We start from the raw sequence: 25,005 nt of genomic DNA on the forward strand, positions 1-25,005 counted from the left end.
CCGATCAACATCCGTAACGCAGCGGGCAGGCGCACCGGCCTGGTTCCCCACATGCGGGGAAACTGATGGCACACTGCCAGATCGTTATTCCCCATGATTGGGGAAACGCCATCAGTCACCTCAGTCGGCAATCTCCACGATAGCGGACGCACGCAAACGTTGGCGCACGGACTGGCGCGCCTGCGCCTCCCGCTGCCCGATGAGCGTGGCCCTGGCTTGAACCAGTCCCTGTTCGCGTATGACCGAAGGTTCGTCATTTTGTTTCTGCACTCCTTGCAGGGTTTCCAGGCTGGCATCGTAGAATGCCTCCACTTCGGCCTGGCTGGGCGCGGCGACAGCGCTGAGCTGGGCATACACCTGCTGCGCGGCCAGCTCGCGCCGGGTGTACTCATTGTACTGTGCCCTATCGAAGCCCGCTTCCGCCAGCCGCCGTTCAAAGATTGCCGGGCTGCCAAGCGCGGCCTCGACCTCGCCCACATGCGCCGACACCTGCTCGTCGCTGATGGCTATGCCGCGGCGCTGGGCCTCCTGCCACAACAGCTCCTTGTCGATCAGTTCATTCAGTGCCTGGTCGCGCAGGCGCTGGTACAGGTTCGGGTTGCGGATGCTGGCCACCGCGCGGCCCTGGGCATCCAGGTATTCGCTGAAATAGCGCTCCAGGCGCATCGTCTCGATCTCCACACCATTGACCCGCGCCGCCGGCATATCGGCCCAGCTTGCCTTGGCCAACACCTGCAACAGGCACAACAACAGAACGCGCATGGCAACCTCCGCTCAAGGGCTGTCCGGCAGTGGCCGGTACGGGGTGACCGCGGTGAAGCGCGGCCCGGGCAGGGCCACCGCCACCACATGGGCACCGGCCATGCCCTGGCGGCGACCGGGGCCGAAGCCCAGGGCCGGGGTCAGGCCGGTGGGCACATCATGCAGGCCTTCCAGCGCGGCAATCAGCTGCTCGCGGCTGGTGTCGCGGCCTGTCTGCTTCAACGCTTCACTCAGCAGGCGCAGCGCGCACAGGGTGTTGACCTGCAACGACGCCTGGCGAGGGTCGAGGCCCTGACGCTGCTGCAGGCCGGCCAGAATCGCCTGGCCCTGTTCGGTCCAGTCCCCAGGCACGTAGGGATAAGCCAGGAACACCCGTTGCGACCAAAACTCGGGCAAGCGCGCCACGGCGCCGGTCACCTGGCTGGAGGCGGCAAACAGGTACGGCTGGCGGCCGGCTGACTGCAGCGCCGAAGCCAGTTCGGCAAAGGCCTGGGCACGGCCGAGGAAGACAATGCCCTGCCCGTCCACGGCCTGGCCAGCAAAGGCCTGGGCCGCAGGTGGTGACCAGCCCTGCTGCTGAAGGCGTTCGCGCACCTGTTCGGCCAACGCCGCTTGTTCATTGCCGGCATACACCACACGCAGGTCGTTGGCAGCCAGCCCCAGCGCCGCGCGGGCGTGGCCGGCCAGGCTCAGCAATTGCGCGGGCAAGCCGGGCAACGGGTCGAAAATCTGTGGGCTGCCGCCGCTGCGTGGGGTACTGCCGATCAGCGGTACATTGTGGGGCGCCAGCAAGGTTGCCAGGCGCTGGTCGAGCATGGGTACCAATGGCGCAATCAGGGCGAAAACCTGCTCCTGCTCCAGCAACTGCTTCAGCGCCCGTTCGGCGCTGGCCGGGTCGGATCCCGGGTCGAGCACCACCAGCTCCAGGCGTCGCCCGTGGATGCCACCCTGCTGGTTGAGTTGCGTCAGGCCGTCTTCCAGCACCGCACGCACCACCTGCCCGGCCTCGGTCAGCGGGCCGGATGCCGGCAGCAAGGTCCCCAGGCGCAGCACGCCTTCCTCCACGCCGGGGTCGCGCTCCTGGGCCAGGCGCTTGAGGTAAGCCGTGAGGTTGCGCTGGTCGGCCAAGGTGAGTTCGAAGCGCGGCATGGCCGGGTCCAGGCGATTGCCTGCCGGGTCGACGCCGTGCTGAATCGCCCGGGCCAGGCTGCTGTCGGTGTAGGCCGGATAGCGGCGGCCGTTGACCTCGCGTTCGCCCTGGCCTTGCGCCAGGCGCTGCCAGTCGAGGCTGGGCGGGCGTACGCCCCCTTCGGCACGGCCGCGGCCATCGTTGCCGTGGCAGCTGGCGCAGGGCAGCACGCTGGCGGGGACAGTCATGTCGCTGGCGCCGACCCGGGCTTGCAGTTGTGCGTCGCTGCTGGAGACGCCCTGGCGGTAGAGGTGTTTGCCGGCTTGTTCATGTTCGGTCAGGTCCAGGGCGAGTGCACCGCTGCACATGGCAATGCCTAATGCGAATGCCAGATAGCGCAGCACTGCTTCAATACGGACGCGAATCCCTGTAGGAGCGGCCTTGTGTCGCGATCGGGCGCGCAGCGGCCGCAGGACCGGCGAATGTGTTTCATCAGGTACTCCGGGTATGCCGGTTTTACGGCCGCTGCGCGCCCGATCGCGACACAAGGCCGCTCCTACAGGGATTCGCGCCGGGATTCGCGCCAAATTTGGCGTGGGCATTGGCGAAGTACTGCGCATGATACTCACCGCCCTGCCAAAGGCAGTGCCAGCAGCTGCATGCGCTGGGCAATCGCCGCCGGCGGTGCATCCGGGCGGATCTTGCTCCAGCGCTTGCCGGCCACATCGCCGGCAATCAGCTGTGTCGAATGCTGCTCGGGGCTGGGCAGGAACTGGCCGATGCGCCCGAGCACCAAATCGACATTGGCCTTGTCACCGGTCAGGAACAACCAGTTGGGCCCATCCACGCCCTGCTTCCCGGCAAACGCCTTGAGCACTTCGGGGGTGTCATTGAGCGGGTCGCTGCTGATCGACACGAAGGTCACCTGGCTGGCCAGCTGCGGCCCCATGGTCTCGCGCACTTCGCGCAACTTGCGGGTAATCAGCGGGCAGGCGTCGGTGCAATGGGTGAAGATCACGTTGAGCATCACCACCTTGTCCTTGAGCACATCGCTGTAGAAGCGCAGCTCGCGGCCATTCTGGTCCTTGAGCACGGTGTCGGTGAACCAGGCCTGGGCATCGCGGGTACCGCCGCCACTGGTCATCGCCTGCGGTGCCGGCTGCGGTTCTGGCGCCTGCGGGGCATGGCCTTCATGGGCGAACGCCACCGAGGCGAGGATCCACAGGCAGCCACCCAGCATCAGCCAGTCAAAAGCGCGCATGCCTGCGCGGCGGGAGCTTACCTGGCTCATGGTTGCACCTCGTGATGGTCAGCAATCGCCGTGCTTTTGGCATGCACCCGGCGGGCGCCTAGGCGGTTGATTTCGTCGATCAGCACTGCCGGGTCGGTGAAGCCGTAGTAGCGCGTCCAGTGGCCGGTGCGCCCGTCCCCCACCAGAATCAGCGGCGGGTGCTGGCTGAGGTCGGCGCTGAAGCTGCCCAGGCCCTTGAGGGTTTCGCTGATGGCATATGGCGTGCCGGTCAGCCAGCTCCAGCCCGGCCCCTTCTGGAAGGCCTTGGCGTAGTCCTGCAGGCGCTTGGCGTCGTCACGTTGCGGGTCGACGCTGATCGATACCAGGTGAATGTCTTGCCCCACCCGGCCACCCAGTTGCTGCTGGACCTTGCCCATGATCGACGACACCACCGGGCACACCGTGGTGCAGCTGGTGTAGATAAAGCCCATGACCACCAGGTGGTCGCCCACCAGGTCTTTTTCCAGGCGTACCGGCATGCCGTCCTGGTTCAGCAGCGAGACATCGGCAAAGCGCACGCTGGCCTTTTCCTGGCGCGCCGCCGGCGGCTGTTCGGCGTGGCCGTTGTGGTCGTGGCCGCCATGGGCCAGGGCCAGGTTGCCGGCAAAAGCCAGGCTCAGGGCCAACAGTGTGCAAGCATGCTTGGCGTTCATCGCAGATTCCTCACGTCATTATCGAAAGCGGTGGACGTTGCGGCCGGCAGCACGCGCAGGCTGGTGTAGTTTTCTTCGGCAAACTTGCGCCCCAGCGACGGCGACTGCACGTGCAGGTACCACGCGCCAGCTTCGGGCAGGGTCAGGGCCGCCTCATAGATGCCCTCGCCCACCTCCTCCAGCTGCAGGTTGCGTGGCATCGACGAAGGCGCCAGGAAGTAGCGCAGGCTCAGGTCGCTCAGACCCAGGCGCGGCAGGCCGTCGTCGCCGACGATGCGCACCCGTGCGGTCACGGCGCTGTGTTGCGACAACGGCCGGTCCAGGCCGATGAACTCGGCATGTGCGCCCTTGCGCTTGCCGGCATTCGGCGCTGCGACCACATCGGTGCTGAAGCAGTGGATGATCTGCGGCTGGTTGAGCAAAAAGGCCACGTCGAACTTGCCGGCGGCGGGCATCTTCACCGTCGAGCCATACACGCCCGGCGCCAGTTCGCGCAGGCTGCGGTCGACGACGATGGCGGCACGGGCCTGGTGGCCACGGTTGTTGTAGCCGGACATCGGTGCGTTCATGCCTTCGGCGTAGAAGTAGGTGGTGTTGTCCACCGGGTTGACCACGAACACCGAATTGTCATCGCGCGACACCGACAGCCCCTGAGCCAGCGGCAGGTCGCCAGCCTGGCGTGGCGCCGCCGGGCCGGCCTCGAAGCCCTGGATGATCGGCGAACGCCCTTCGCCCAGGCTGGCCAGGTTGATCATGCTCACCTTCGGTGAAGCCAGGCCGCGCACGTAGGCATAGCCCTTGGTGAAAGTCAGCTGATACGGTTCGGCCGCCACCGGGATCCGGTGGATCAGCTTGTCGGTACTGGCGTCGATCACCAGGGCCTGGTTCTCCAGGGTGTTGAGCACGATGCCATAGCGGCCATCGCTGCTGAAACGCATCGGCCCCAGGCCCTGCTCGGCCTGGACCGTGTGGCGCAGCTGGTGGTTGCGGGCATCGAACACGCGCACGCTGCCCTCCTCGCCATCGACCACGTACACCGCCTGGGACAACGCCGAATAGCTGACCGACAGCGGGTGCGGGCCAACCTTGATGGTCTTGGCCAGGCGCATTTCCGGGATGTCGATCACGCTCAGGGTGCCGCTGTCGCGGTTGCTGACATAGGCGTAGCGGGAGTCACCACTGAAGGCGATTTCGTGGTGGCCGCCGCCGGTGTTGAAGGTTTTCAGGGTGTTACGCCCCGGTACGTCTATCACCGTTACCCCGCCCTTGGCCGGGTCGCTGCTGTTGTTGCCTACCCAAAGCCGGTGCTGGTCCGGTTGCAGGGCCACGCGCAGCGGCTGGTCGCCAGCGTCCAGGTCGGCCACGCGGGTGAAGGTCTCGGTGTCGATCACCGAGACCTTGCCGCGCTCGGGAATGGACACGAACACCTGCCTGTCGTCAGCGGTGGCTACCCAGTCCATGGGCCGTCCAGGCAGGTCGATGCGGGCCATGGTGCTGGTGACGCCGCCCACCGATACGGTTGGGTCGATCACCGTCAGGCTGGCGTCCTTGTTCATCATCAACAGGAAGTAACTGTTCAGGTCGAGCAAAGGCCGGGCGCCAATGCTGCTTTTGAGGAACAGCGCGACACGGGCCTTGCAGCTCTGGTCGCGGTCGCCCTCCGGGGCCGACTGCGTCGGGTCGAGCCACGCCCCCGGGGCCATGCCCGACAGCGGTTGGCCACTGGCCTGGTCGCTGACCTTGAAACGGATGTTGGCGAAGCTGCCCTCCTGCAACTGATCCCCCGCCAGCGGCCGGGCCTCGAACTCCACGGTCACACCGTCGCGGCTGAGCCGATGCGGGGCCTGCGGGTCGGCAGAGCCCTGCAAATACTCGCGCGGATCGCACCACAGGCTTTCATAGGCCACGCCCAGGCCGATCAGCGCTGCCCCCAGTGCTACCCCCATGCATGCAAGGCGGGTCTTCTTGTTCATTTTCGCGCCCCCATTTACCGTCACTGCGCCGGTGCCGTTGCCGGCGGCGCTTCATTGGTCACCCGCAAGATCCCCCACAGCCCCGAGAGGTTGCCGTAGGCGGCGTAGTCGCGGAACAGGTAGTCACCCGCCACCGCGTTGGCGCCGCCGGCACTGGGCAGCATGAAGCTGAAGTGCGCGGCCGGCAGCACGCTTTCCTGGGCACCGATGTACATGGCCATCGGGTTGTAGCCGAAGCGCACCGAGCCGATGCCAGGCAGGCTCAGCGGGTAGCCGTCCACGTCGTTCTTCTCGGCCTGGTAGTTGTGCAGCGGCCACAAGTGGCCATCCAGCTGGTAGACCATGCCGCGGCTGCCACCACTGGGCATCACGATATGGTTGCGCACCGGCTGGCCGGGCTTGGCGTACAGCACCGGGGTTTGCGGGTCGCCACCGACCAGGGCGTTGGCGTAGGCCATGTGGGCATTGGGCACATCGCCAAAGCCCAGGCCACCGGCGCGGCCGAAGGGTGAGTCGGGGGCCATGCCGAAGCGCAGCCACAGGGGTTCGGTCTTGTAGTTGACCGCCATGTTGCCGTTGTCCTGCGGGTCGCCGGCGGCGCCGTTGCCTTCGGTATTGATGCCCTCCACCGGGCGGCCGTCGGCCCAGCGCATGTTCAGCGCACGCTGCCAGACCGTGACGAAGTCGCGGTAATCCGGCTGGCCGGTGACCTTGACCGTGGCCTGGGCCCGTGTTGCGGTGTCCTCGGTCCAGGTGGCGGTCTGTGGCAGGATGCTCATGGCACCCACCAGGCCTTTCTGCGGCTGCTTGATGAAGTCCGACGGGGTCAGGTTGAGGCCGCCGAACTCGATGGCCGTGGTGTTGATGTTGTCCACCGTGCGGCCCAGTTGCGACACCGGCTTGCCTTCACGCTCCAGGTGGCCGGCATAGTACTGGTAGGTACGGGTCGGCCAGGCGCCACTGGTGCCGGCACGCGGGGCTACGGTCTGCACCGGGTTGAGGCCGACGTTGGCGCCATCGGACTTGGTGATGTCGTAGGCCAGCAGCTGGGCATGCAGGCCCACGTGGCTGGACGGCCGCATCAGGTTGTTGGCAAAGGCGGTGGCACCCTCGCTGTCGAAGCGGTCACGCTTGACCACGTTGTGCATCACCGCCGTGCTGGGCAGGTCCGGCATCACCAGCGGCAGGCGGTTTTCCAGGGTGATGCTGATGCAGTCGCCGGCGTTGGCGCGCAGCACCAGGGGCTCCACGGGCACGCCCGCCTTGAGCTTTCCGGTGGTGGCGTCCAGGTCGGCCTTGCGCACGTACAGGATCGCGGTCGGGTCGTGCAGCGGCGCGCTGTGGCCACCGATGGTGAAGGGTTCCCCATCTTCGGGGTCTACCCCACTGACCAGCGGGATGGCGGTCTTGCGGCTGTTGAACACCAAGGTGCCGCCATTGGCCTTGAGCGGGCCACCGACATGCTGGCCGACACCCGCCGGGTCGTTGATGCTGACGCCGTTGCGGTTCTCGAGGATGTCGTTGGCCAGTGCCGCGACGATTTCGTAGCTGCGCTTGACGGTCGGGCGGCTGCCGATGCCGTTGGGGTTGGCCGTGGTTTTCGGGCAGATGCCGTCGAAGTTGACGGTGTTGCGCATGGCCACTGGCTGCGGGTTGTTGGGCAGCGGGAACAGGTCGGCACGCTGCGCGGTGTAGTTGCGCATGATGCCCCAGATGCCGTTCCAGTAGCCCTCCAGGGCCGCATCCAGGGAATACAGGTAGTCACCGTTGGTGGCCGCCGAACTGGAGATCATCGACACCGGCGCCATGAAGCCCAGTTGCTCGGAAATACCGATCATCTGCGATGACTTCCAGCCCGAGTTGGAGCTGTTGCCGTAGCCGGTGCCGTTCTGCAGCCACTTCACGCCATGCAAGGTGACGTTGTGCTCCTCTTCATGGCCGCCGGCGTGCATGCGCAGGCGTACGTTGTCACCGGAGTAGGTGCGCAGCATCGGGGTAAACGGGTCGCCCGGTTCGCTGCCGGCCGCGTTGATGTGCGGCGGGAACAGCGTGGTGCCGCCGGTGGGGCCCACGGCCGAAGTAATCGCCGACGGAGCCAGGTTCATGGCCGGAATCGCCCGGTCGGTACGGGTTTGCAAGGCATAGCTGAGGTCGCCGGCCAGGCCGTCGGCCTGCATGCCACGCTTGCCGTCCGGGCCGACCTTGTTCGGGTCGTACACACGCAGGGCCAGGGGCTCGTTGCGGTAGTTCACGACGAACATGCCCGGGTCATCCACCGAGATTGCCTGCGGGCAGGGCCGGCTTGGGCAGCCCGGCTTGATGCCGCCGCGTTCCTCGACGATGGCCTCCAGCAGGTTCGACGCCTTGCCGCGCACCGGCGGGTTGATGGCGTAGCGGAAGCTGTCGGCGGTGGCCGGGTACGACTGGGCATTGGGGATGCCGTCCGGCCCGGCGCCGACGTACACACCAGCCTCGTAGGCGTGCTGGAAGTCGCTGTATTCCAGGAAGAACTCGCGGTAGCTGTCGTTCTTGCCGTCGCCATCGTGGTCACCGGTCTGGATCACCGCCTGCCACGAGGTCGGGCCACCGTCCTGGCGCGTGGCCGGGTTGTACAGCTTCTCGCCGGTTTCGGCGTGGTACCAGGTGGAGTTGGCCGGTTCGGCCAGTACGGTGGCATACAGCCCAAGCTGCTGGTGGGTCGATGGGCCGAGGTGGTCGTGGGTGAAGATGGTGCCCAGGCCACGGTCGACGTTGTACACGTTCACCAGCGGGTCGGCGAACCAGCGCTGCATGGCCGTGCGTGCGCCCAGCCAGTCGGCCCGGCCGAAGCGGCCGAAGTATGGGTGCTGCCGGGCTTGCGGGCAGGCGGCGGTGCCGTCGCGGCTATCGCCCTGGGTGCAGCCGTTGTAGGCACGAATGGCCTGCACCCGCTCGACCACGCTGCCGGGCGAGAGGATGCCGTCTTCGTAGTTCCAGCCGTTGGCCGAGCCGTCGGCGGCGGTCAGGTCCCACTTGGGCAGGTGGATGTGCTGGCCGATCACGTCGGTCGGGGTGCGCACCTGGTAATCGTCCATCTCGTAGATGTTCGGGATCAGGTTGGTGTGCTGGTACATGGTGCAGTCGAAGGTGTTCATGCGCATCACCAGTGGCTCTGGCGGGCGCTGCTTGGTGATCACCGGCCAGGCGTCCTCCCATAGGGCGATGATGCGGGCCTGCGGGAAGTGGTAGCCGACCTTGTTGTACACCGCGTCGAACTGGATGTTGGCGCCCTTGTAGATGCGTGGGTGGTCGGCGGTGAAGGCCGAGGAGCCCCGGAAGTTCAGGCCCGAAAGGCTTTCGCCGCTGAAGAACTCGCCTACCCCGGAAGATTGGGTCAGGCGTTTGCCCCGGTCATCCATGCATGGCTCGTAGAACGGCGCGCCGGCAGTCGGCAAGGCGCCGTTGGTGCGGAACGCCTTGGCCACCGGCTGGCTGCCGGGGATCAGGGCAAAGCTTTGGTGTTCGGCCTGGGCATGGAACTGCATGGCCGCCTGCTCGACATCGGTGCCCTCTTCCGGCAGGTAGATGGGCTTGGCCTTTTGTACCACCTTGGTGAAATCGAGCTTGGTGGTGGTGGTTTCGGCCTCGCCGCCTGCAGATACGCCGTCCAGCGCGTGGCGCCCCAGGCCGCCATCCCAGCCATCGACCTGGTTCGGGTCAAGGTTGGCCCACAGCGCCTTGCCGCTTTCCTTGAGCTGGCGTGCCATGGCCGGGTCGAGCATGTCCAATGGCGGGGTTGGTGGGCGGTTGCCCACGCTGCTTTCCATGCCGCCGATCCAGAACGGATAGCCAGGGTTTTTCAAGGTGCCGTCGGCGTTGCGGTTGGCGTCACTGCGGTCGACCAGCGCCAGCGAGCCGATGGCCTTGCGAACCGGCTCCTGGTTGGCTGGTTCTTCATCCTCTTCTTCTTCGGGCTCGTCGTCATTGGCGGCAACCAGCTCTTCGGACAGCTTCGGTACCACCACCACCTTGCCTGGCATCGGCGCCATGGCCTTGCCGGGCAGCGGCACGATGGCCGGGATCGGCGTACCCGCAACGATCTCGCCATCGGGCAAGGCCCGCGCGCCAACCGCCGGCTTGCCGCTGCGCAGGGCGAACGGGGTGCTGTGGAAGCCGTTCTCGCCCTGCCCGCTCACTTCCAGGCGGGTGCCTTCCTCGAACACGTCGTGCACCCGCCACATGGCCCACATGCCCTGGGCGAAGTGCGGGTAGAAGTGGCAATGGTAAATGGCATCGCCTGCCACCCGGTTGCGGTTGCCCGCACCGCCGTTGGCGATTTCGTAGGTGTAGCCGACCCCCGCGCCGATGCCCTGGGCATCGATGTAGTCGGAATTGTCGTCATTGGGGTTGAACAGCCACTGGTGGCCGTGCAGGTGGAAGATGTGCTGTTCATGGCCGTTGTGGGTGTTGCGGAACTTGGTGAAGTCACCAATGTAGCTGTGGTGCACGTTGGCCGGTTCCGCCGGGAACAGGGCCATGCTGGCCTTGACCCCGACGGCGCTGGCCGGTGGCACCTCGCCAGGGCGAATGTGCTCCAGGCCGACGTTGGCCGGCACGTCCACCAGGGTACCGACGTCACCGACAGTGTGCGCACTGAGGAAGAACTCCTCGTAGGCGCACGACAGGCAGTCGTGCATCGGCCCCACGCCCAGCCGGTTGGCCACCACTTCCGCGCCCATGCCACCGGAACCGTAGTTGATCATGAACGAGTCGCGGGTGGGTTCCAGTACGTGGCCCATCACCGGGTCGGCCCAGTAGCCCGGGAACGCCTGGGTGCCGGCGACCTCGTCGGCGAACTGCGAGGCGAAGTCACGGAACGCCTCCAGGCGGTTGGGCAGCGCCGGGTTGCGCTTGCCCAGGTTTTCCAGCGGGTAGGTGGATTTGGGGAAGCTGCCATCGGGGTTGGGGCCCATGACGATGGCATCGGTTTCGCTGTTGATGATTTCGTTGCCGTCGACCATGGCAATGATCGGTTTGCCGGCCTTGCCCTCGGCGATCCAGGGTTGCATTTGCGGGTAGCGGGCTTCGTAATCGATTACCGGCTGACCGGTGGCGGTGCGGCCGGTGGTGGCCAGGCGCATTTCTTCTTCGGTGAGGGTATTGCGGTAGGTGCGGCCGAGTTTGGGCACTACCACTACCTGGCCGAACAGGCCGTTGGCAACGTTGCCCGCAGTGCCCTCGCCGCCGAAGGTGGCGGCTTTGCTCGTGGCGGCGAAAGCGCCTTCGCGTTCGGCGTACAAGGTATAGCTGCGGGTGCTGCCGGGGCTGACGAAGAAGTTGCCGTTACGCCCGGTGTAGGCCGAAATGTCGGCGATGCTGTTGACCGCCTGCATGCCGTTGACCTGGAAGCCGACCATGCGCTCGGCCACCTGCTCGTCGGCGACGAAGCCTTCGGCGGCTTCATTTTCGAGCTCCGGCCCCTCCCCTTCGCCCTCAGGCTCTTCGGCCTCGATGCCGTCCTTGTTGGGGTTGGCCTTGTAGTCGAGCAGGTTGGTCAGGTTGACGGTAAGGCATTCACCGGCGGCCACCCGCAGCACGATGGGCCGCGGGCGCTTGTCCGGGCGCAGGGTGACCTTGCCCGGTACCGCCGCCCCGCCGCTGCTGAGGGGGACCATCTTGTCGTCCACCACATCCTCGCGCAGGGCGAACATCATGCCGTTGGCGTTTTGCGCGCCAAGGCGGTTGAACATCAGTGGCTGGTCCAGCGCCACAACGTTGGCGACGAGGGTGCGCTGGCACTGCACGGCGGCTTCGCTGGTCGTCTCCCAGCCGAGCAAGGCCAGAACGAGTGATGACAGGATGGGGCCTTTGAGTGGCATGGACATGCTGCACCTCCGGGACACAGGATCTCTGCGTGGAGCTGGAGCAAGGTGCATGCCAGGAGCAGATTGCTTTAATTTTCAGTAGGTTGCAGCGGCAAACGAAACAGATTGGGGAGGATTCCCCAGCGGCTTTCCCCGAAACGGGGGGTGGGTTGCGGGTGCTCGTCACAAGATTTTCAGTGCCTGGGAGATCGGGCGCCGCCCGCGCGGCGCTTCGCAGCACAAGGCTGCTCCTACATCTGTTTCGGGCCAATTATTCCTGAGGCAAAGGCGCGCGCCCCCTTGGCGTCCACCTCGATATCGTGCTGGACAAACAAGGCGGTCGCGCGCGTTGGCACAGGCGTTACTGGCCAGAAACAGATGTAGGAGCAGCCTTGTGCTGCGAAGCGCCGCGCGGGCGGCGCTCGATCTCACAGGCACTGAAAATGCAGTGCCGGACACATGGCAGCCCTGACCCCAACCTCTCGACCTACACCCCACAGCCAACAAGGCCATCACCTGTAAGACATTTCTGAACATGAAACCAAATACTTCAGAAACGACCCGCTTAGGAATTATCGGGGCCGCGTTGCGGCCCGATCGCGACACAAGGCCGCTCCTGCAAGGGGTCTGCGCAGTCCAGGGGATTGATGTCACCCAACCAGGGCGCGTACGCAGAAGTACAGGATCGACGGGCCCATCAGGCAGCCCAACCCGGTATGGAAGGTGGCTGTCAGGGCCCCGTACGGCACCAGGCGCCGGTCGGTCGCCGCCAGCCCGGCCGTCACCCCCGACACCGTCCCCGCCAACCCGCCGAACACCATCGCCGAACGTGGGTTGTCCAGCGCCAGCAGGCGCGCCGATACCGGGGTGAACACCATCACCAGGATCGCCTTGATCAGCCCGGTGGCAATCGACAGTGCCATCACGTCCGAACTGGCCCCCAACGCTGCCCCGGTCACCGGTCCGACGATATAGGTCACCGCACCCGCACCAATGGTGGTCATGCTCACCGCATCACGGTAACCGAAGGCGTAGGCCACCGCAGCGCCGACAATGAATGGCAGCACCGTGCCGAGCAGCAGCGCCACCGCGCCGATCATCCCGGCCCTGCGCGCCTCGGTGGCCTGCACCTCGAAGGCCGTGGCGACAATGGCGAAGTCGCGCAGCATGGCCCCGCCCATCAGGCCGATGCCGGAGAACAGCGCCATGTCGGCCAGGCCTTTCTGGCCACCGGTAATGGTGCCGCCGACCCAGGCCAGCACCAGGCCGATGACGATGGCGATGGCCGAGCCGTGCACGCGGCCGAAGGTCAGGTACTTCGACAGCACCACCGACAACCACATGATCGCGCCCACCACCGCAAAGGCAGTGATCAAACCGTTATGTTCCAGGGCATTGTCAATGATTGGCCACATGATCAACGCCCTCCTGCAGGGGCGGCCTGCACATTGCTTTCGGGGCCGGCCTCCACTGCCGGCAGGGGTTCGCCGCGGTGGCTGCGGCTGATCAGGGCAATGGTCGCACCGCACACCAGTACCGCACCCACCGCCGCCAGCAACGCCACCGGCCCGCCGTGCAGGGCCGTGACCACGTTCTGCTGGGCAGCCATGGCCACCACCACCGGGATGTACATGGCGCCCCAGAAGCCCACGCCAAACTCGCATTCCTTGCTCATGCCGCCGTTGCGGTGCATGTACAGGCGTGCGCAGATCAGCAGGATCATGGCGATACCGACCCCGCCCACATTGGATTTGACGCCCAGCAGCACGCCCAGGAAGTCGCCGACGATGACGCCGGCAAGCGTGCAGACCGCCAGCAGTGCCACACCATAGATGATCATTGTTGTTGTCCTCAGGTAGTGTCGAAGTTGCTTGTTGTTGTTCTTCGTAAACACACTTTTGTGCAGCTTTTGCCCCCATGGAACTGAACTCTGTGGGAGCGGCTTTAGCCGCGAACACCGGCGCAGCCGGTGCCATGCACCGCGTTGGATTCTTCGCGGCTAAAGCCGCTCCCACAGGGGTCGCCATCCGCCGCAGTGCCGCTGTCATCGTTCGTCGGCCACCTCCTGGCGCAGCAGCGCATCCAGGGTGTCCCAGCGGGTGCCTTCAACAGCAACCACCCTGCCCTGTTCGAACACCGGCCGGGCCAGCCCGCCGAGCACGTTGCCGGGCGGCAGTTCCAGGTGCAGGCGCACGCCACGCTCATAGGCGTTGCGCAACGTAGCACGCCAGTCGACCACCCGCGCCATGTTGCCGGCCAGGTCGTCGCGCAGACGCTGTGGGTCGAATATCGGTCGAGCGCTGCTGCCGCTGAGGTAGGTGATACGCGGTCGCTGCAGCTCGACCGTGGCGAAGGCACTGGCCAGTTCGGCCGCCGGGCCATCCAGCAACGGGCAATGCGACGGCACGCTGACCGCCAGGCGCCGGGCAACGCCATGGCCCAGGCGGCGTGCCTTGGCGGCAACCGCAGCCATCGCACCATCGCTGCCGGCGATGACGATCTGGTTGTCGCTGTTGAGGTTGGCGACATAAACCTCGCCGCCCGTATCGCTCAACAAGCGTTCGACACAGGCCAGGTCCAGGCCGCTGAGTGCGGTCATGCCGTAGCCTTGCGGATAGGCGCGCTGCATCAGTTCGCCACGCAGGGCAACCAGGCGCACGGCATCGGCAAAGCCCAGGGCGCCCGCCATGACCGCCGCCGGGTAGGCGCCAATCGACAAGCCCGCCACGTAATCCGGCGCGGGGCTGCGCTGCATCAGCCAGCGCGCCCAGGCCACGCCAGCCAGCAGCAGGCACAGCTGCACGGCACGGGTCGTCTGCAGGGCCTGCTGGCTGTCCAGCGCCAGGGCCTGCTGGCCGAGGGTGTCACTGGCCTCTTCCAGCAATTGCGCGGCCCCCTCAGGCAGGCGCTGCAGCATGCCCACCTGCTGGGCGCCCTGGCCGGGGAAGGCGAACAGGCTGCTCATGCGGCACGCTCCATCGCTGCCCATGGGTCGCTGACCAGGCGTGGGCCATGGGCCGACTTGAGCAGCACGCGGCGGGCGAAGCCGGCCCACTCACGCAGGGCGACGGCACCCGCCGGGGTTTCCAGCTGCAGGTCGATACGACAAGGCGCGCAATCGAGGATATCCAGCAGCTCACGCGCCTGCGCCCGGGCCAGCGGTTGTGGCGTGCGCAGCAGCAAGTCCAGGTCGCTGTCGGCGTGTACCACCTCCATACCGGTGGCGATCTGGTACCCCACCCCACCTGTCGGCCCCCAGGCCAGGCCGCTGGCATCCAGTACCGGGGCGACCGAGGCCAGGGCCTGCAATGCAGGCCAAGGGCTCTCAGCTTGCCAGCGCAGCACTTCGGGGCCTTGCTGACACTGGATATCGGCCAGCCGCATCAGTACACCCGACCGCTGCGCCCTGCCCTGGCCACGCAGCCCCACCGCCACCCAGCCATTCGCACAGGTGGCACGGCGCACCACCACCGGCTGGCCGCTCAGCAGCACATCCTGCGCCCAACGCGGCGCATCAGCAGGCAGGCCCGATACGGGCATGCCCCAGAGCAGGTCGTGCGGCCTTGGCGCGTTCATCTCAAGCGCCCTGCCATTGGCGGCGCAGCTGTTCGCGCACCTGGCGCGAGGCGCTGCGGTTTTCGCCCGCCAGCCGCGACGACAGGTCGCTCGAGCTGCCGATGTCGCGCACCGCATCTGCCAGGCAGGCACGTACCTGGGCGATGTCGGCACTGCTCGGCGTCTCGGCGTTGTCCACCGTCAGGCGGCGCCACAGCAGGCCCAGCGAAGCGTAGCTGGCCAGGTCGTAGGCCATCGGCGGCACCTCGGCGGCCAGGGCTTCCAGTTGCTCGACGCTGCGCAGGGTGATGCGCGCTGCCGCCGCCTTGCCCATGGCGTGCACCATGACCCCGGCATCATCCAGGGCGATCAGGCGCTGGGCCTGGTAACCGTGGGCCAGGAAGGCACCAGACATGGCCTTGCCGACCAGCAGGCCGATCACCGGGTGCCCGGCCAGCCGTGCCTGGGCATAGGCCTGCACCGCAGCGGCCAACGCCTGATGAATCCCCAAGGCTTCCTCACGGCGGCCATAGGCCTGACTGGGCACGTCGATCACCGCGACGATGGCGCGCTTCTGACCGTGGCGGTCAGCCTCGACCGCTTCGCTCACAGCCTTGGCCAGGCCCCAGCCTTCCAGCAGGCCGACTTCGCCCGAGCGCGCACGAGGGAACGGGTTGTCGGCGTCCGGCACCACGGCGATGAAACGCGCCAGGCGGTTGTCCAGTTCGCCGTCGATTACCCGCAACGACGCGGGGTAGCCGGGCAAGGCTTGCCCACCGGCGAGGCCCGGCAGCCAGTTCAAGGCACGGTTCATTTGGCTTCTCCTTGGTACAGGTCACGCACGGCAGCGGCATCCAGTTGCGTGCAGTCATCGCCCAGCCGGGCCAGGCGTTCGAGGAACCAGGCGTGTTGACCGGCGCGATCCCTTGAAGGCTCGTCGAGCAATTGCAGCAAGCGTTCGCGCAACGCCTCGATGTCATCGGCCACACAGGCATCGACCAGGCCGCTGGCGTGGCGCTGCTCGCCGCCGGTCAAGCTCCAGATGAAGGGGCGGTCCTTGGCGTCGTATTCACCGATGCCCGCTTCCTGCTCGATCACTTGCGGGCCGTTGAGGCCCAGGCGGGCCTCGCGGGTGACCAGCAAGTGGCTGCAAAGGCCAGCGGCGATGGACATGCCGCCGAAACAGCCGACCGAACCTGCGACTAGGCCGACCACCGGCTGCCAGGCCCGCAGCTCGACAATCGCCGCCTGTATTTCGGCAATCGCCGCCAGCCCCAGGTTGGCTTCCTGCAGGCGTACACCGCCGGTTTCCAGCAGCAGCACGGCGCAGGTGGGGATGCCGTTGCGGTTGTCTTCGATGGCCAGTTCCAGCGCACCGGCGATCTTGGCCCCTCCCACCTCGCCCATGCTGCCGCCCTGGAAACTGCCTTCGATGGCAGCGACCACAGCGTTGCGCCCGTTCAGTAGACCCTTGGCGATGACCACGCCATCATCGGCCTGGGGCACGATGCCCTGGCGCGGCAGCCACGGTGACATCAGCCGGTCGAACGGCCCCAGCAGTTCACGGAAGCTGCCCGGGTCGAGCACGGCGCGGGCGCGCTGGCGGGCGCCCAGTTCGACAAAGCTGCGGCTGTGCAGCAAGCGCGCGATATCAGTCATGGGCGATCTCCTCGAAGCCTTGCTCCAGGCGCAGGCGCACCACGCCTGGGGTGGCGCCGAAATCATGGATGTCGATGTTCACGGCCGGCCAGGTGCGGCCCTCGAACAGGCGTTGGAACAGCTGCGCCCAGCGGGCAGCGCTGCCGTTGACCGAAGTCACCACCTGGATTTGCAGGCTACCGGCGGTGCCGGGTTCGATCAGCACTTCAAGGTCGCCGGAGCTGACGCAGCCCACCAGCGTGCGGCCACGCCCAGGGGCGGCGGCGGGGAATTGAAAGGTCAGGGTTTCCATGTCACAGGCTCCCGGCTTTGTCGAGGAACAGGCAGGCGGCCAGCAGATCGGCGGCGCCGCCCGGTGAGGCATTCAGCTGCAGCAGGTGCTGGTCCAGCCGGCGCAGCTGTCGGCGCCCGGCCAGCGTGGCGCTGCCGCCTTCGCTCAGCACGCTACGGGCGCCTTGCTGGACGGCAGCCAGCCCGGTCGGGCCGCTGCGCCAGAGCACGCAGGTATCGTTGAGCACGGCCATGATCGCCAGCAGCGCGTCCAGCCGGGCGTGCGGCTCGCTGGCACCGGCGACGCGGCTGCGCTGCAGTTGTGGCAGGCCGTGACCGATAACCGCCGGGAAACCTTGTTGCGCCTGTTCGCGGGCGCCGCCAGTGCCATAGCGGCGGCGTACCTGCAGGCCATGGCTGTCCTGGGTGGTCATGGCGGGGTCGTCGAACAGTGCGATGCGCCCGGCACGGGCAGCCAGGGTGTTGGTATCGGCCTGGGTGTCGAGGGCCTTGGATGCTACCAGCAGGCCGAGGGCCCAGATTGCGCCGCGGTGGGTGTTGACCCCACCGGTCGCGGCCAGCATCGCCGCCTCGCCTTCGCGGCCGAGCTGGCCCAGGGTGGCGCGCAGGGGCTGGCCGAGGGTGCCGATGGCCTGGGCGGCTTCGGCCATATTGCGCAGGCATGGCCACAGGGCCAGGGCCGAGGCATGCATCAGGGCCAGGGTCATGTCGTGGTGGGCGCCATTGCCACGGCGGTCGACCAGGCCGGGTTTGGGGGACAGGTCGGCTTCGTCGATCAGGGCTTCCACGGCCAGGTCGGCCAGGTGATCGGCCAGGGGTAATACGGTTGCCTGTGCTGGCCTCTTCGCGGGCACGCCCGCTCCCACAGGGACCGCGCAATCTTCAAGTGCATCACTTTCCCTGTGGGAGCGAGCATGCTCGCGAAGAAGCCCACGCGGTTGCAAGTCAAGTGCTTTCATCACCAGCTCCTGAAGCGTGCAGGCGGGTTGTAGAGGCCGCCGGACCATTCGACCAGGTCGGCGATGCTGCGCGCGGCCAGCAGTTCGCGGCTGGCGTCAGTGCGGCGGATGCCGAGGTCTTCAGGCAAGGCGACCAGGCCCTGCTGGCGCAGGCGCTGCGTGTCCTTGGGGTCGTGCCGCAGGCCGATGGCGGTAACCCCGGCCACGGCGGCGATCATCTGCTGGCGCTCTTCCAGGCTGCGGGCCTTGTACAGGTAGGCAATGCCCTCCTCGGTCAGCAGGTGGGTGACGTCGTCGCCATAGATCATCACCGGCGCCAGCGGCATGCCGGCTTTCCTGGCCACTTCCACGGCATCGAGGGTTTCCACGAAGGTGGGCTTGCCGCCTTCCTGGTAGGTCTCGACCATCTGCACCACCAGCTTGCGACCGCGTTCGAGCATGGTTTCCGGCACGGTCATGTCAAGCCAGGCCGGGGTCGCGTGACGCCGGCCACGGGGGTCGTGGCCCATGTTCGGGGCACCGCCGAAGCCGGCCAGGCGGCCGCGGGTCACGGTCGAGGAATGGCCATCGCCATCTACCTGCAGGGTGGCGCCGATGAACAGGTCGACGGCGTACTGCCCGGCCAGCTGGCACATCATGCGGTTGGAACGCAGCGAACCATCACGGCCGGTGAAGAAAACGTCCGGGCGCTGGGCGATGTAGTCCTCCATGCCCAGCTCGGTGCCGAAGCAGTGCACGCTTTCCACCCAGCCGGTCTCGATGGCCGGGATCAGCGTCGGGTGCGGGTTGAGTGTCCAGTTGCGGCAGATCTTGCCCTTCAGGCCCAGGGACTCGCCATAGGTGGGCAGGATCAGCTCGATGGCGGCGGTGTTGAAGCCAATGCCATGGTTCAGCGACTGCACCTGGTGCTTTTCGTAGATGCCGCGAATGGCCATCATCGCCATCAGCACATGCACCGGCTTGATGTGGCGCGGGTCGCGGGTGAACAGGGGCTCTATATAGAAAGGCTGGTCGGCAACCACCACGAAATCGACCCAGGATGCCGGGATATCGACCCGTGGCAGGTCATCCACGCGGTCCACCAGCTGGTTGACCTGGGCAATGACGATGCCGTCGCTGAACGCAGCCGGCTCCACCAAGGCCGGGGTGTCTTCGGTGCTGGGGCCGGTGAACAGGTTGCCGTCGCGATCGGCCATGAAGCCAGCCACCAGGGTGACGTTGGGGATCAGGTCGACCAGCAGCCGCGAGTACAGCTCGATATAGGTGTGGATGGCACCGACTTCGAGCAGGCCGTCTTCCAGCAGTTGGCCAATGCGCAGGCTCTGCGGGCCGGCGAACGAGAAGTCGAGCTTGCGGGCTATACCACGTTCGAACAGGTCGAGGTGCTCGGCCCGGCTGACGCTGGGCATGATCATGTGCAGTTCGTGCAGGCGCGCAGGGTCGACCTTGGCCAGCGCGCGGGAAAGGAAGTCGGCCTGCTTCTGGTTGTTGCCTTCGAGCACTACCCGGTCGCCGGGAGCCAGCAGCAGTTCCAGGGCTTCGACGATACGCTCGGTGGGCAGCACCACGCCGTCGGCGAGGTGGCGGACCCGGTCAAGGCGGCGCTGCTTTTCGGCGCGCCGCCGCGACCATTGCGGCGGTGGATTCTTGGTTGTTGTCATGGTGACTCCACGGGTTCGCTGTCGTGGGGTCACCTTAGGGCTGGGGTGGTGGGGGGATCAATCAAGCTACTGGCGCTTTCGTTACTGTCAGGTTAATGATTGGAGCGCGCTACCTTCGGGCAGGGCAAAAATGCACGATGCCCTTGCACAATTGTCGATTGTGCAAGGCAAATTCGCATGACAGGATCCTGCGATCCTCCAGCGAACTCCAGACTTCACTTGGAAAATCAATAACAAAGCAGGGAGAACGCAATGACTGCGCACGCTCATACCTCGGCAACCGACCATGTGCTGGCCGAGGTCCGCAACCAGATCGGCCATCTGACCCTGAACCGCCCCGCCGGCCTCAATGCCCTGACCCTGGACATGGTCCGCAGCCTGCGCCAGCACCTCGACCAGTGGGCCGAAGACCCGCACGTGCACGCCGTGGTACTGCGTGGCGAAGGCCCGAAAGGGTTCTGCGCCGGTGGCGATATCCGCTCGCTGCACGACAGCTTCAAGGCCGGCGAAACGCTGCATGAAACCTTCTTCGTCGAGGAATACGCCCTCGACCTGGCCATCCACCGCTACCGCAAGCCGGTGCTGGTGCTGATGGACGGCTTCACCCTCGGTGGCGGCATGGGCCTGGCCCAGGGCTGCGACCTGCGCGTGGTCACCGAACGCAGCCGCCTGGGCATGCCCGAAGTGGCAATCGGCTACTTCCCGGATGTGGGTGGCAGCTACTTCCTGTCGCGCATCCCTGGCGAGCTGGGCACCTACCTGGGGGTCAGCGGCGGCCAGATCCAGGCAGCCGATGCACTGTACTGCGGCCTGGCCGACTGGTACCTGGCCAGCGACCAGCTGGCAGCCCTCGACCAGGGCCTGGACCAGCTGCACTTCGGCGACCAGCCACTCAAGGACCTGCAGAACCTGCTGGCCAGGCTCGGCACCCAGGTGCTCGACGATGCGCCGCTGGAAAAACTGCGCCCGGTCATCGACCACTTCTTCGCCCTGCCCGACGTGCCCGCCATCGTCGAGCAACTGCGTGCGGTGAGCATTGGCGACAGCCATGCCTGGGCGGTAGCCACCGCCGACCAGCTGGAAAGCCGCTCGCCGCTGGCCATGGCGGTTACTCTGGAGATGCTGCGCCGGGGTCGCCACCTGAGCCTTGACGACTGCTTTGCAATGGAGCTGCACCTGGACCGCCAGTGGTTCCAGCACGGCGACATCATCGAAGGCGTGCGCGCGCTGATCATCGACAAGGACAAGCAGCCACGCTGGAACCCGCCGACCCTGGCCGCACTGCAACGCCAGCGGGTCGACCAATTCTTCGAAGGCCTGTGAGCCCGGGAGTACACAGATGCAAGACCTGGAACTGAGCGAAGAACAGATCATGATCCGCGACATGGCCCGGGACTTTGCCCGTGGCGAGATCGCCCCGCATGCCCAGGCCTGGGAAAAGGCCGGCTGGATCGACGATGGCGTGGTGCGCAAGATGGGCGAACTGGGCCTGCTGGGCATGGTGGTGCCGGAAGACTTTGGCGGCAGCTACACCGACTACGTCGCCTACGCCCTGGCGGTGGAAGAGATCGCCGCCGGCTGCGGTGCCACCGGAGCGATGATGAGCATCCACAACTCGGTGGGCTGCGGCCCGCTGCTGGCCTACGGCACGGCCGAACAGCAACAGCAGTGGCTGCCACGCCTGGCCACCGGCGAGGTGATCGGCTGCTTCTGCCTGACCGAGCCACAGGCCGGTTCCGAGGCGCACAACCTGCGCACCCGCGCCGAACTGGTGGATGGCCAGTGGGTGATCAACGGTGCCAAGCAGTTCGTCAGCAACGCTCGCCGCGCCGGCCTGGCCATCGTCTTCGCGGTGACCGACCCGGAGCTGGGCAAAAAGGGCCTGTCGGCGTTCCTGGTGCCCACCGACAACCCGGGCTTCAAGGTCGATCGCAGCGAGCACAAGATGGGCATCCGCGCTTCCGACACCTGCGCGGTCACCTTCGACAACTGCCGCATCCCTGCCGCCAATATCCTCGGTGAGCGTGGCAAGGGCCTGGCCATCGCCCTGTCCAACCTCGAGGGTGGCCGTATCGGCATTGCTGCCCAGGCACTGGGCATTGCCCGCGCCGCGTTCGAGGCGGCGTTGGCCTACTCGCGTGATCGGGTGCAGTTCGGCAAGCCGATCAACGAACACCAGAGCATCGCCAACCTGCTGGCCGACATGCAGGTGCAGGTGAATGCCGCGCGCTTGCTGATCCTGCATGCCGCACGCCTGCGCAGCGCCGGCAAGCCGTGCCTGTCGGAAGCTTCGCAGGCCAAGCTGTTCGCCTCGGAGATGGCCGAGCGGGTGTGTTCGATGGCGATCCAGGTGCATGGCGGGTATGGCTACCTGGAGGATTACCCGGTCGAGCGCTACTACCGCGATGCGCGGATCACGCAGATCTATGAAGGGTCTAGCGAGATCCAGCGGATGCTGATTGCGCGGGAGTTGAAGCACTACCCGCTTTAAAACCTTGCGCGATCCCTGTAGGAGCGGCCTTGTGTCGCGATAGGGCCGCATGGCGGCCCCAGCAATTTGTGCATCGAAGCTGACATCCTGGGGCCGCTTTGCGGCCCTATCGCGACACAAGGCCGCTCCTACAAGGGCCAGCGTTAACCGCCCCGCACTCGGCTATCGCCAATACCGCGAATCATCCACCACCCTGGCATGCCCCTCGAACAGCGCCGGCAGTTGCTCCTTGAGGTAGTCGATCCAGGTGCGCACCTTGGCATCCAGATAATGCCGTGACGGGTAAATCGCATAAAGCGCGCTCTCGCGCAGGCGATACGGCGCCAGCAAGCGACACAACCGCCCCTGCTCGATCGCCTGGCTGGCGGTGTAGAACGGCAGCAGGCCAATGCCCATGCCCAGCTCGCTGGCCACCAGCATGGCGTCGGCGACGTTGGTGGAAAAACTGTCGTTCGGTGCGATCACGCACTGGTCCACCCCTTGCGGAAACACCCAGTCACCTTCGTACATCGGATAAGCCATGCGCAGGCAACGGTGCTGGTGCAGGTCTTCCGGGCGCTCTGGCACGCCGTGGGCCAACAGGTAGCTCGGCGCCGCGCAGGGGATGCTGAAAATGTTGCCCAGCGGCACAGCGATCAGCTGCGAATCCGGTAACGCACCGTCCACGGTAATCACCACGTCATGCCCTTCGGCCAGCGGGTCGGGGTTGCGCTGGGACAGGGTCAGTTCGATCACCACCTCCGGGCACAATGCGTTGTAGCCGGCCACCAGCGGCATCAGCAACAGGCCCATCCCGTGCGGGCAATGCAAGCGCAGGCGGCCGCGGGGCGTGAGGTGCGCGCCACGGGCTTCACCCACCGCCTCTTCGGTCAGCAACATGATCTGCCGCGCGCGCTCGAGAAACCGCTCGCCCGCCTCGCTCATGCGCAAACGCCGCGTGGTGCGGTGCAGCAGGCGGGTCTGCAGCTGGTTTTCCAGCTCGGCAACGATGCGCGAAACCTGCGCCGCGGAAATATCCAGGGCATTGGCGGCCGCAGCGAAGCTGCCGCATTCCACCACACGGGCGAAGGTACGCATGGCATGCAGCATGTCCATGAAGGTGCTCCTTGTTCGGTCTTATTCTTGCGTTACAGGCAGGAATCTATCACGGGTTAGCCCATTTATTGTGGATGGCCAATGAATGGATCATTAGTCATACATTGAAAAAAGGAGCCTGCCATGAAACGTTCGATCGCTGTCCTTGCCGTTACCGCTGCCCTCGCCTCGTTCGGTGCCCTTGCCGACACCGGCAGCAACCAGCCGGTCAGCAGCAGCAACTACGAATACGGCATGCCGCTGGACGTGGCCAAGGTCATCTCCATCACCCCGCCCAGCAACGCCGCCGACTGCCAGGTTGGTACCGCGCACATGGTGTATGTCGACCACCAGGGGCAGAAGCGCGAAATCGACTACCGGGAAATGGGCAACTGCTCGCAGCAGTGAGTCAGGCCAGTACCTCGGTGATCCAGCCGACCTGTTGCCTGAAGTCGTCGATTTTCGCCTGAGGCACCGCACCGCGGGCCCGCTCGAAGTTGGCCAGGGTCTGCTGCTTCTGCCGCAGCATGCGCCGCCACTTGACCAGAAACGCCTCGCTTTTCTCCTTCACCAGCACCGGGCCGAAGTACAGCTGTTCAGCGGTGTACGCCGCCCTGCCCGGCTCGGCGACGATGATCTCGTAGTCGAAGCGGTTCTCCCGCAGCAGTTCTTCGCTGACGATCCGGTAACCATTGCCCATCAGCCACTGGCGCAGTTCGCGCTCGGCGCCATTGGGCTGCAGCACCAGGCGCGTGACGCCAGCCAGGCGCTGCTTGCCGGCCTCGAGGATCTCGCACATGGTGTCGCCCCCCATGCCGCAGATGCTGATCACCGAGATGCGATCTCCCGGCTCGACCGCTGCCAGGCCATCGGCCAGGCGCACGCTGACCCGTCCTTCCAGGCCGTTCCTGCGGACGTTGCGCTGGGCCGAGGCGAACGGCGTCTGCGCCACCTCGCCCGCTACCGCCGCGTCCAATATGCCGCGCAGCATCAAGGCCACCGGCAGGTAGCCATGGTCCGAGCCGATGTCGGCCAGGCGCGCGCCTTGCGGTACTTGTGCAGCCACGCGCTCCAGGCGCCTGGACAATGTCTGTTCGTTCAACGTAAACCCCTGCTTTGCAATCGGCCGCGATTCTGACGGCGAACGCCACGCATTTCAAACACCGGGGCGCCCTCGACCGGGCCGGCGCGCTCGCGTAGGCTTGCCGCTTTCCTTCCGTAGCAAGGCAAAACACACCATGGCACAAGCAGACATCATCTACACCCCGGACCCGGACGCCGAGTCGATTTCTTCCGACGTTGCCGAATACAACGGCGTGCTGGTCACCACGCAGATCCCGACCCACGCTGATGGCAGCCTGGAGCTGGGCGGCATCGTCGAGCAGAGCGAGTGCACCCTGCAGGCGCTGAAGGTGGCGCTGGAGAAGGCCGGCAGCGGCATGGACCGCGTGCTGCACCTGACCATCTACCTCACCGACATGGCCGACCGCGCGGCATTCAACGAGGTGTACCAGCGCTTCTTCAGCAAGCCCTGGCCGGTACGCGCCGCCGTGGGTGTGGCTGCACTGGCGTTCGAAGGCATGCGCGTGGAAGTGACCGCAATGGCTGCCAAGCGCTGACTTTTGCCTGAGGCACGATCCTTGTAGGAGCGGCCTTGTGTCGCG

21 protein-coding genes are annotated in these 25,005 nt (G+C 66.3%); 4 read left to right on the top strand and 17 right to left on the bottom strand.

Going from position 1 to position 25,005, the window contains the following annotated elements; genetic code table 11:
• Positions 1-120: 120 nt before the first annotated feature.
• The 15 genes from WM94_RS27475 to mdcA form a co-directional block, all read right to left on the bottom strand.
• Positions 121-762 (bottom strand): SurA N-terminal domain-containing protein, encoded by a 642-nt coding sequence (locus WM94_RS27475; protein ID WP_013972866.1) that lies wholly within the window; start codon positions 760-762, stop codon positions 121-123.
• A gap of 12 nt (positions 763-774) precedes the next feature.
• Positions 775-2,259, bottom strand: coding sequence for an ABC transporter substrate-binding protein (locus tag WM94_RS27480; protein WP_371264052.1), 1,485 nt, complete (start codon positions 2,257-2,259; stop codon positions 775-777).
• A 257-nt stretch (positions 2,260-2,516) separates the two neighbouring features.
• Positions 2,517-3,182, bottom strand: a complete 666-nt coding sequence (locus tag WM94_RS27485; protein WP_061552606.1) for an SCO family protein — start codon at positions 3,180-3,182, stop codon at positions 2,517-2,519.
• Complete coding sequence (locus WM94_RS27490) at positions 3,179-3,835, bottom strand: SCO family protein (protein ID WP_015270598.1); 657 nt, start codon at positions 3,833-3,835, stop codon at positions 3,179-3,181. The genes WM94_RS27485 and WM94_RS27490 overlap by 4 nt, the downstream gene beginning before the upstream one ends.
• The gene (locus WM94_RS27495; protein ID WP_061552607.1) at positions 3,832-5,808 is read right to left on the bottom strand and encodes a YncE family protein; all 1,977 of its coding nucleotides are present in this window, start codon (positions 5,806-5,808) and stop codon (positions 3,832-3,834) included. The genes WM94_RS27490 and WM94_RS27495 overlap by 4 nt, the downstream gene beginning before the upstream one ends.
• Before the next feature lie 20 nt (positions 5,809-5,828).
• A complete protein-coding gene (mnxG, locus tag WM94_RS27500) occupies positions 5,829-11,672 on the bottom strand; it encodes a manganese-oxidizing multicopper oxidase MnxG (protein WP_061552608.1) in 5,844 nt (1,947 codons plus the stop codon).
• A 629-nt stretch (positions 11,673-12,301) separates the two neighbouring features.
• On the bottom strand, positions 12,302-13,066 hold the full coding sequence (gene madM, locus WM94_RS27505) for a malonate transporter subunit MadM (RefSeq protein WP_024087229.1): 765 nt from the start codon (positions 13,064-13,066) through the stop codon (positions 12,302-12,304).
• Between the two features lie 2 nt (positions 13,067-13,068).
• The gene (madL, locus tag WM94_RS27510) at positions 13,069-13,491 is read right to left on the bottom strand and encodes a malonate transporter subunit MadL (protein WP_003258591.1); all 423 of its coding nucleotides are present in this window, start codon (positions 13,489-13,491) and stop codon (positions 13,069-13,071) included.
• A gap of 204 nt (positions 13,492-13,695) precedes the next feature.
• Positions 13,696-14,616: a malonate decarboxylase subunit epsilon gene (mdcH, locus tag WM94_RS27515; RefSeq protein WP_061552609.1), complete on the bottom strand. Its 921-nt coding sequence runs from the start codon at positions 14,614-14,616 to the stop codon at positions 13,696-13,698.
• Complete coding sequence (locus WM94_RS27520; protein WP_061552610.1) at positions 14,613-15,227, bottom strand: malonate decarboxylase holo-ACP synthase; 615 nt, start codon at positions 15,225-15,227, stop codon at positions 14,613-14,615. Before WM94_RS27520 ends, mdcH begins: the two co-directional genes overlap by 4 nt.
• Before the next feature lies 1 nt (position 15,228).
• Positions 15,229-16,020, bottom strand: a complete 792-nt coding sequence (gene mdcE / locus WM94_RS27525; RefSeq protein ID WP_061552611.1) for a biotin-independent malonate decarboxylase subunit gamma — start codon at positions 16,018-16,020, stop codon at positions 15,229-15,231.
• Positions 16,017-16,865, bottom strand: coding sequence for a biotin-independent malonate decarboxylase subunit beta (locus WM94_RS27530; protein WP_039615228.1), 849 nt, complete (start codon positions 16,863-16,865; stop codon positions 16,017-16,019). Before WM94_RS27530 ends, mdcE begins: the two co-directional genes overlap by 4 nt.
• Complete coding sequence (locus tag WM94_RS27535; protein ID WP_024087234.1) at positions 16,858-17,157, bottom strand: malonate decarboxylase subunit delta; 300 nt, start codon at positions 17,155-17,157, stop codon at positions 16,858-16,860. Before WM94_RS27535 ends, WM94_RS27530 begins: the two co-directional genes overlap by 8 nt.
• A 1-nt stretch (position 17,158) precedes the next feature.
• Complete coding sequence (locus WM94_RS27540) at positions 17,159-18,115, bottom strand: triphosphoribosyl-dephospho-CoA synthase (RefSeq protein ID WP_061552612.1); 957 nt, start codon at positions 18,113-18,115, stop codon at positions 17,159-17,161.
• Positions 18,115-19,776 (bottom strand): malonate decarboxylase subunit alpha, encoded by a 1,662-nt coding sequence (mdcA, locus tag WM94_RS27545; RefSeq protein ID WP_061552613.1) that lies wholly within the window; start codon positions 19,774-19,776, stop codon positions 18,115-18,117. The genes WM94_RS27540 and mdcA overlap by 1 nt, the downstream gene beginning before the upstream one ends.
• Before the next feature lie 252 nt (positions 19,777-20,028).
• On the opposite strand from mdcA, the gene WM94_RS27550 reads away from it, so the two are divergent.
• Together WM94_RS27550 and WM94_RS27555 are read left to right on the top strand one after the other, a co-directional pair.
• On the top strand, positions 20,029-21,099 hold the full coding sequence (locus WM94_RS27550) for an enoyl-CoA hydratase/isomerase family protein (RefSeq protein WP_061552614.1): 1,071 nt from the start codon (positions 20,029-20,031) through the stop codon (positions 21,097-21,099).
• A 16-nt stretch (positions 21,100-21,115) separates the two neighbouring features.
• Entirely contained in the window at positions 21,116-22,267 is a 1,152-nt protein-coding gene (locus WM94_RS27555) for an acyl-CoA dehydrogenase family protein (RefSeq protein WP_003258582.1), read from the top strand.
• Positions 22,268-22,429: 162 nt separating this feature from the next.
• Here WM94_RS27555 and WM94_RS27560 read toward each other — a convergent pair whose 3' ends face one another.
• Entirely contained in the window at positions 22,430-23,362 is a 933-nt protein-coding gene (locus tag WM94_RS27560; RefSeq protein WP_013972881.1) for a LysR family transcriptional regulator, read from the bottom strand.
• Between the two features lie 123 nt (positions 23,363-23,485).
• Here WM94_RS27560 and WM94_RS27565 point away from each other — a divergent pair, with 123 nt between their 5' ends.
• The gene (locus WM94_RS27565; protein ID WP_015270611.1) at positions 23,486-23,749 is read left to right on the top strand and encodes a DUF2790 domain-containing protein; all 264 of its coding nucleotides are present in this window, start codon (positions 23,486-23,488) and stop codon (positions 23,747-23,749) included.
• Position 23,750: 1 nt separating this feature from the next.
• Here WM94_RS27565 and WM94_RS27570 read toward each other — a convergent pair whose 3' ends face one another.
• On the bottom strand, positions 23,751-24,443 hold the full coding sequence (locus tag WM94_RS27570) for a tRNA (adenine(22)-N(1))-methyltransferase TrmK (protein ID WP_061552615.1): 693 nt from the start codon (positions 24,441-24,443) through the stop codon (positions 23,751-23,753).
• Between the two features lie 136 nt (positions 24,444-24,579).
• Here WM94_RS27570 and WM94_RS27575 point away from each other — a divergent pair, with 136 nt between their 5' ends.
• Positions 24,580-24,960 (top strand): RidA family protein, encoded by a 381-nt coding sequence (locus WM94_RS27575; RefSeq protein ID WP_015270613.1) that lies wholly within the window; start codon positions 24,580-24,582, stop codon positions 24,958-24,960.
• The last annotated feature ends 45 nt before the right edge of the window (positions 24,961-25,005 follow it).

Source organism: Pseudomonas sp. ABFPK (assembly GCF_001586765.1).
GTDB lineage: Bacteria > Pseudomonadota > Gammaproteobacteria > Pseudomonadales > Pseudomonadaceae > Aquipseudomonas > Aquipseudomonas asiatica.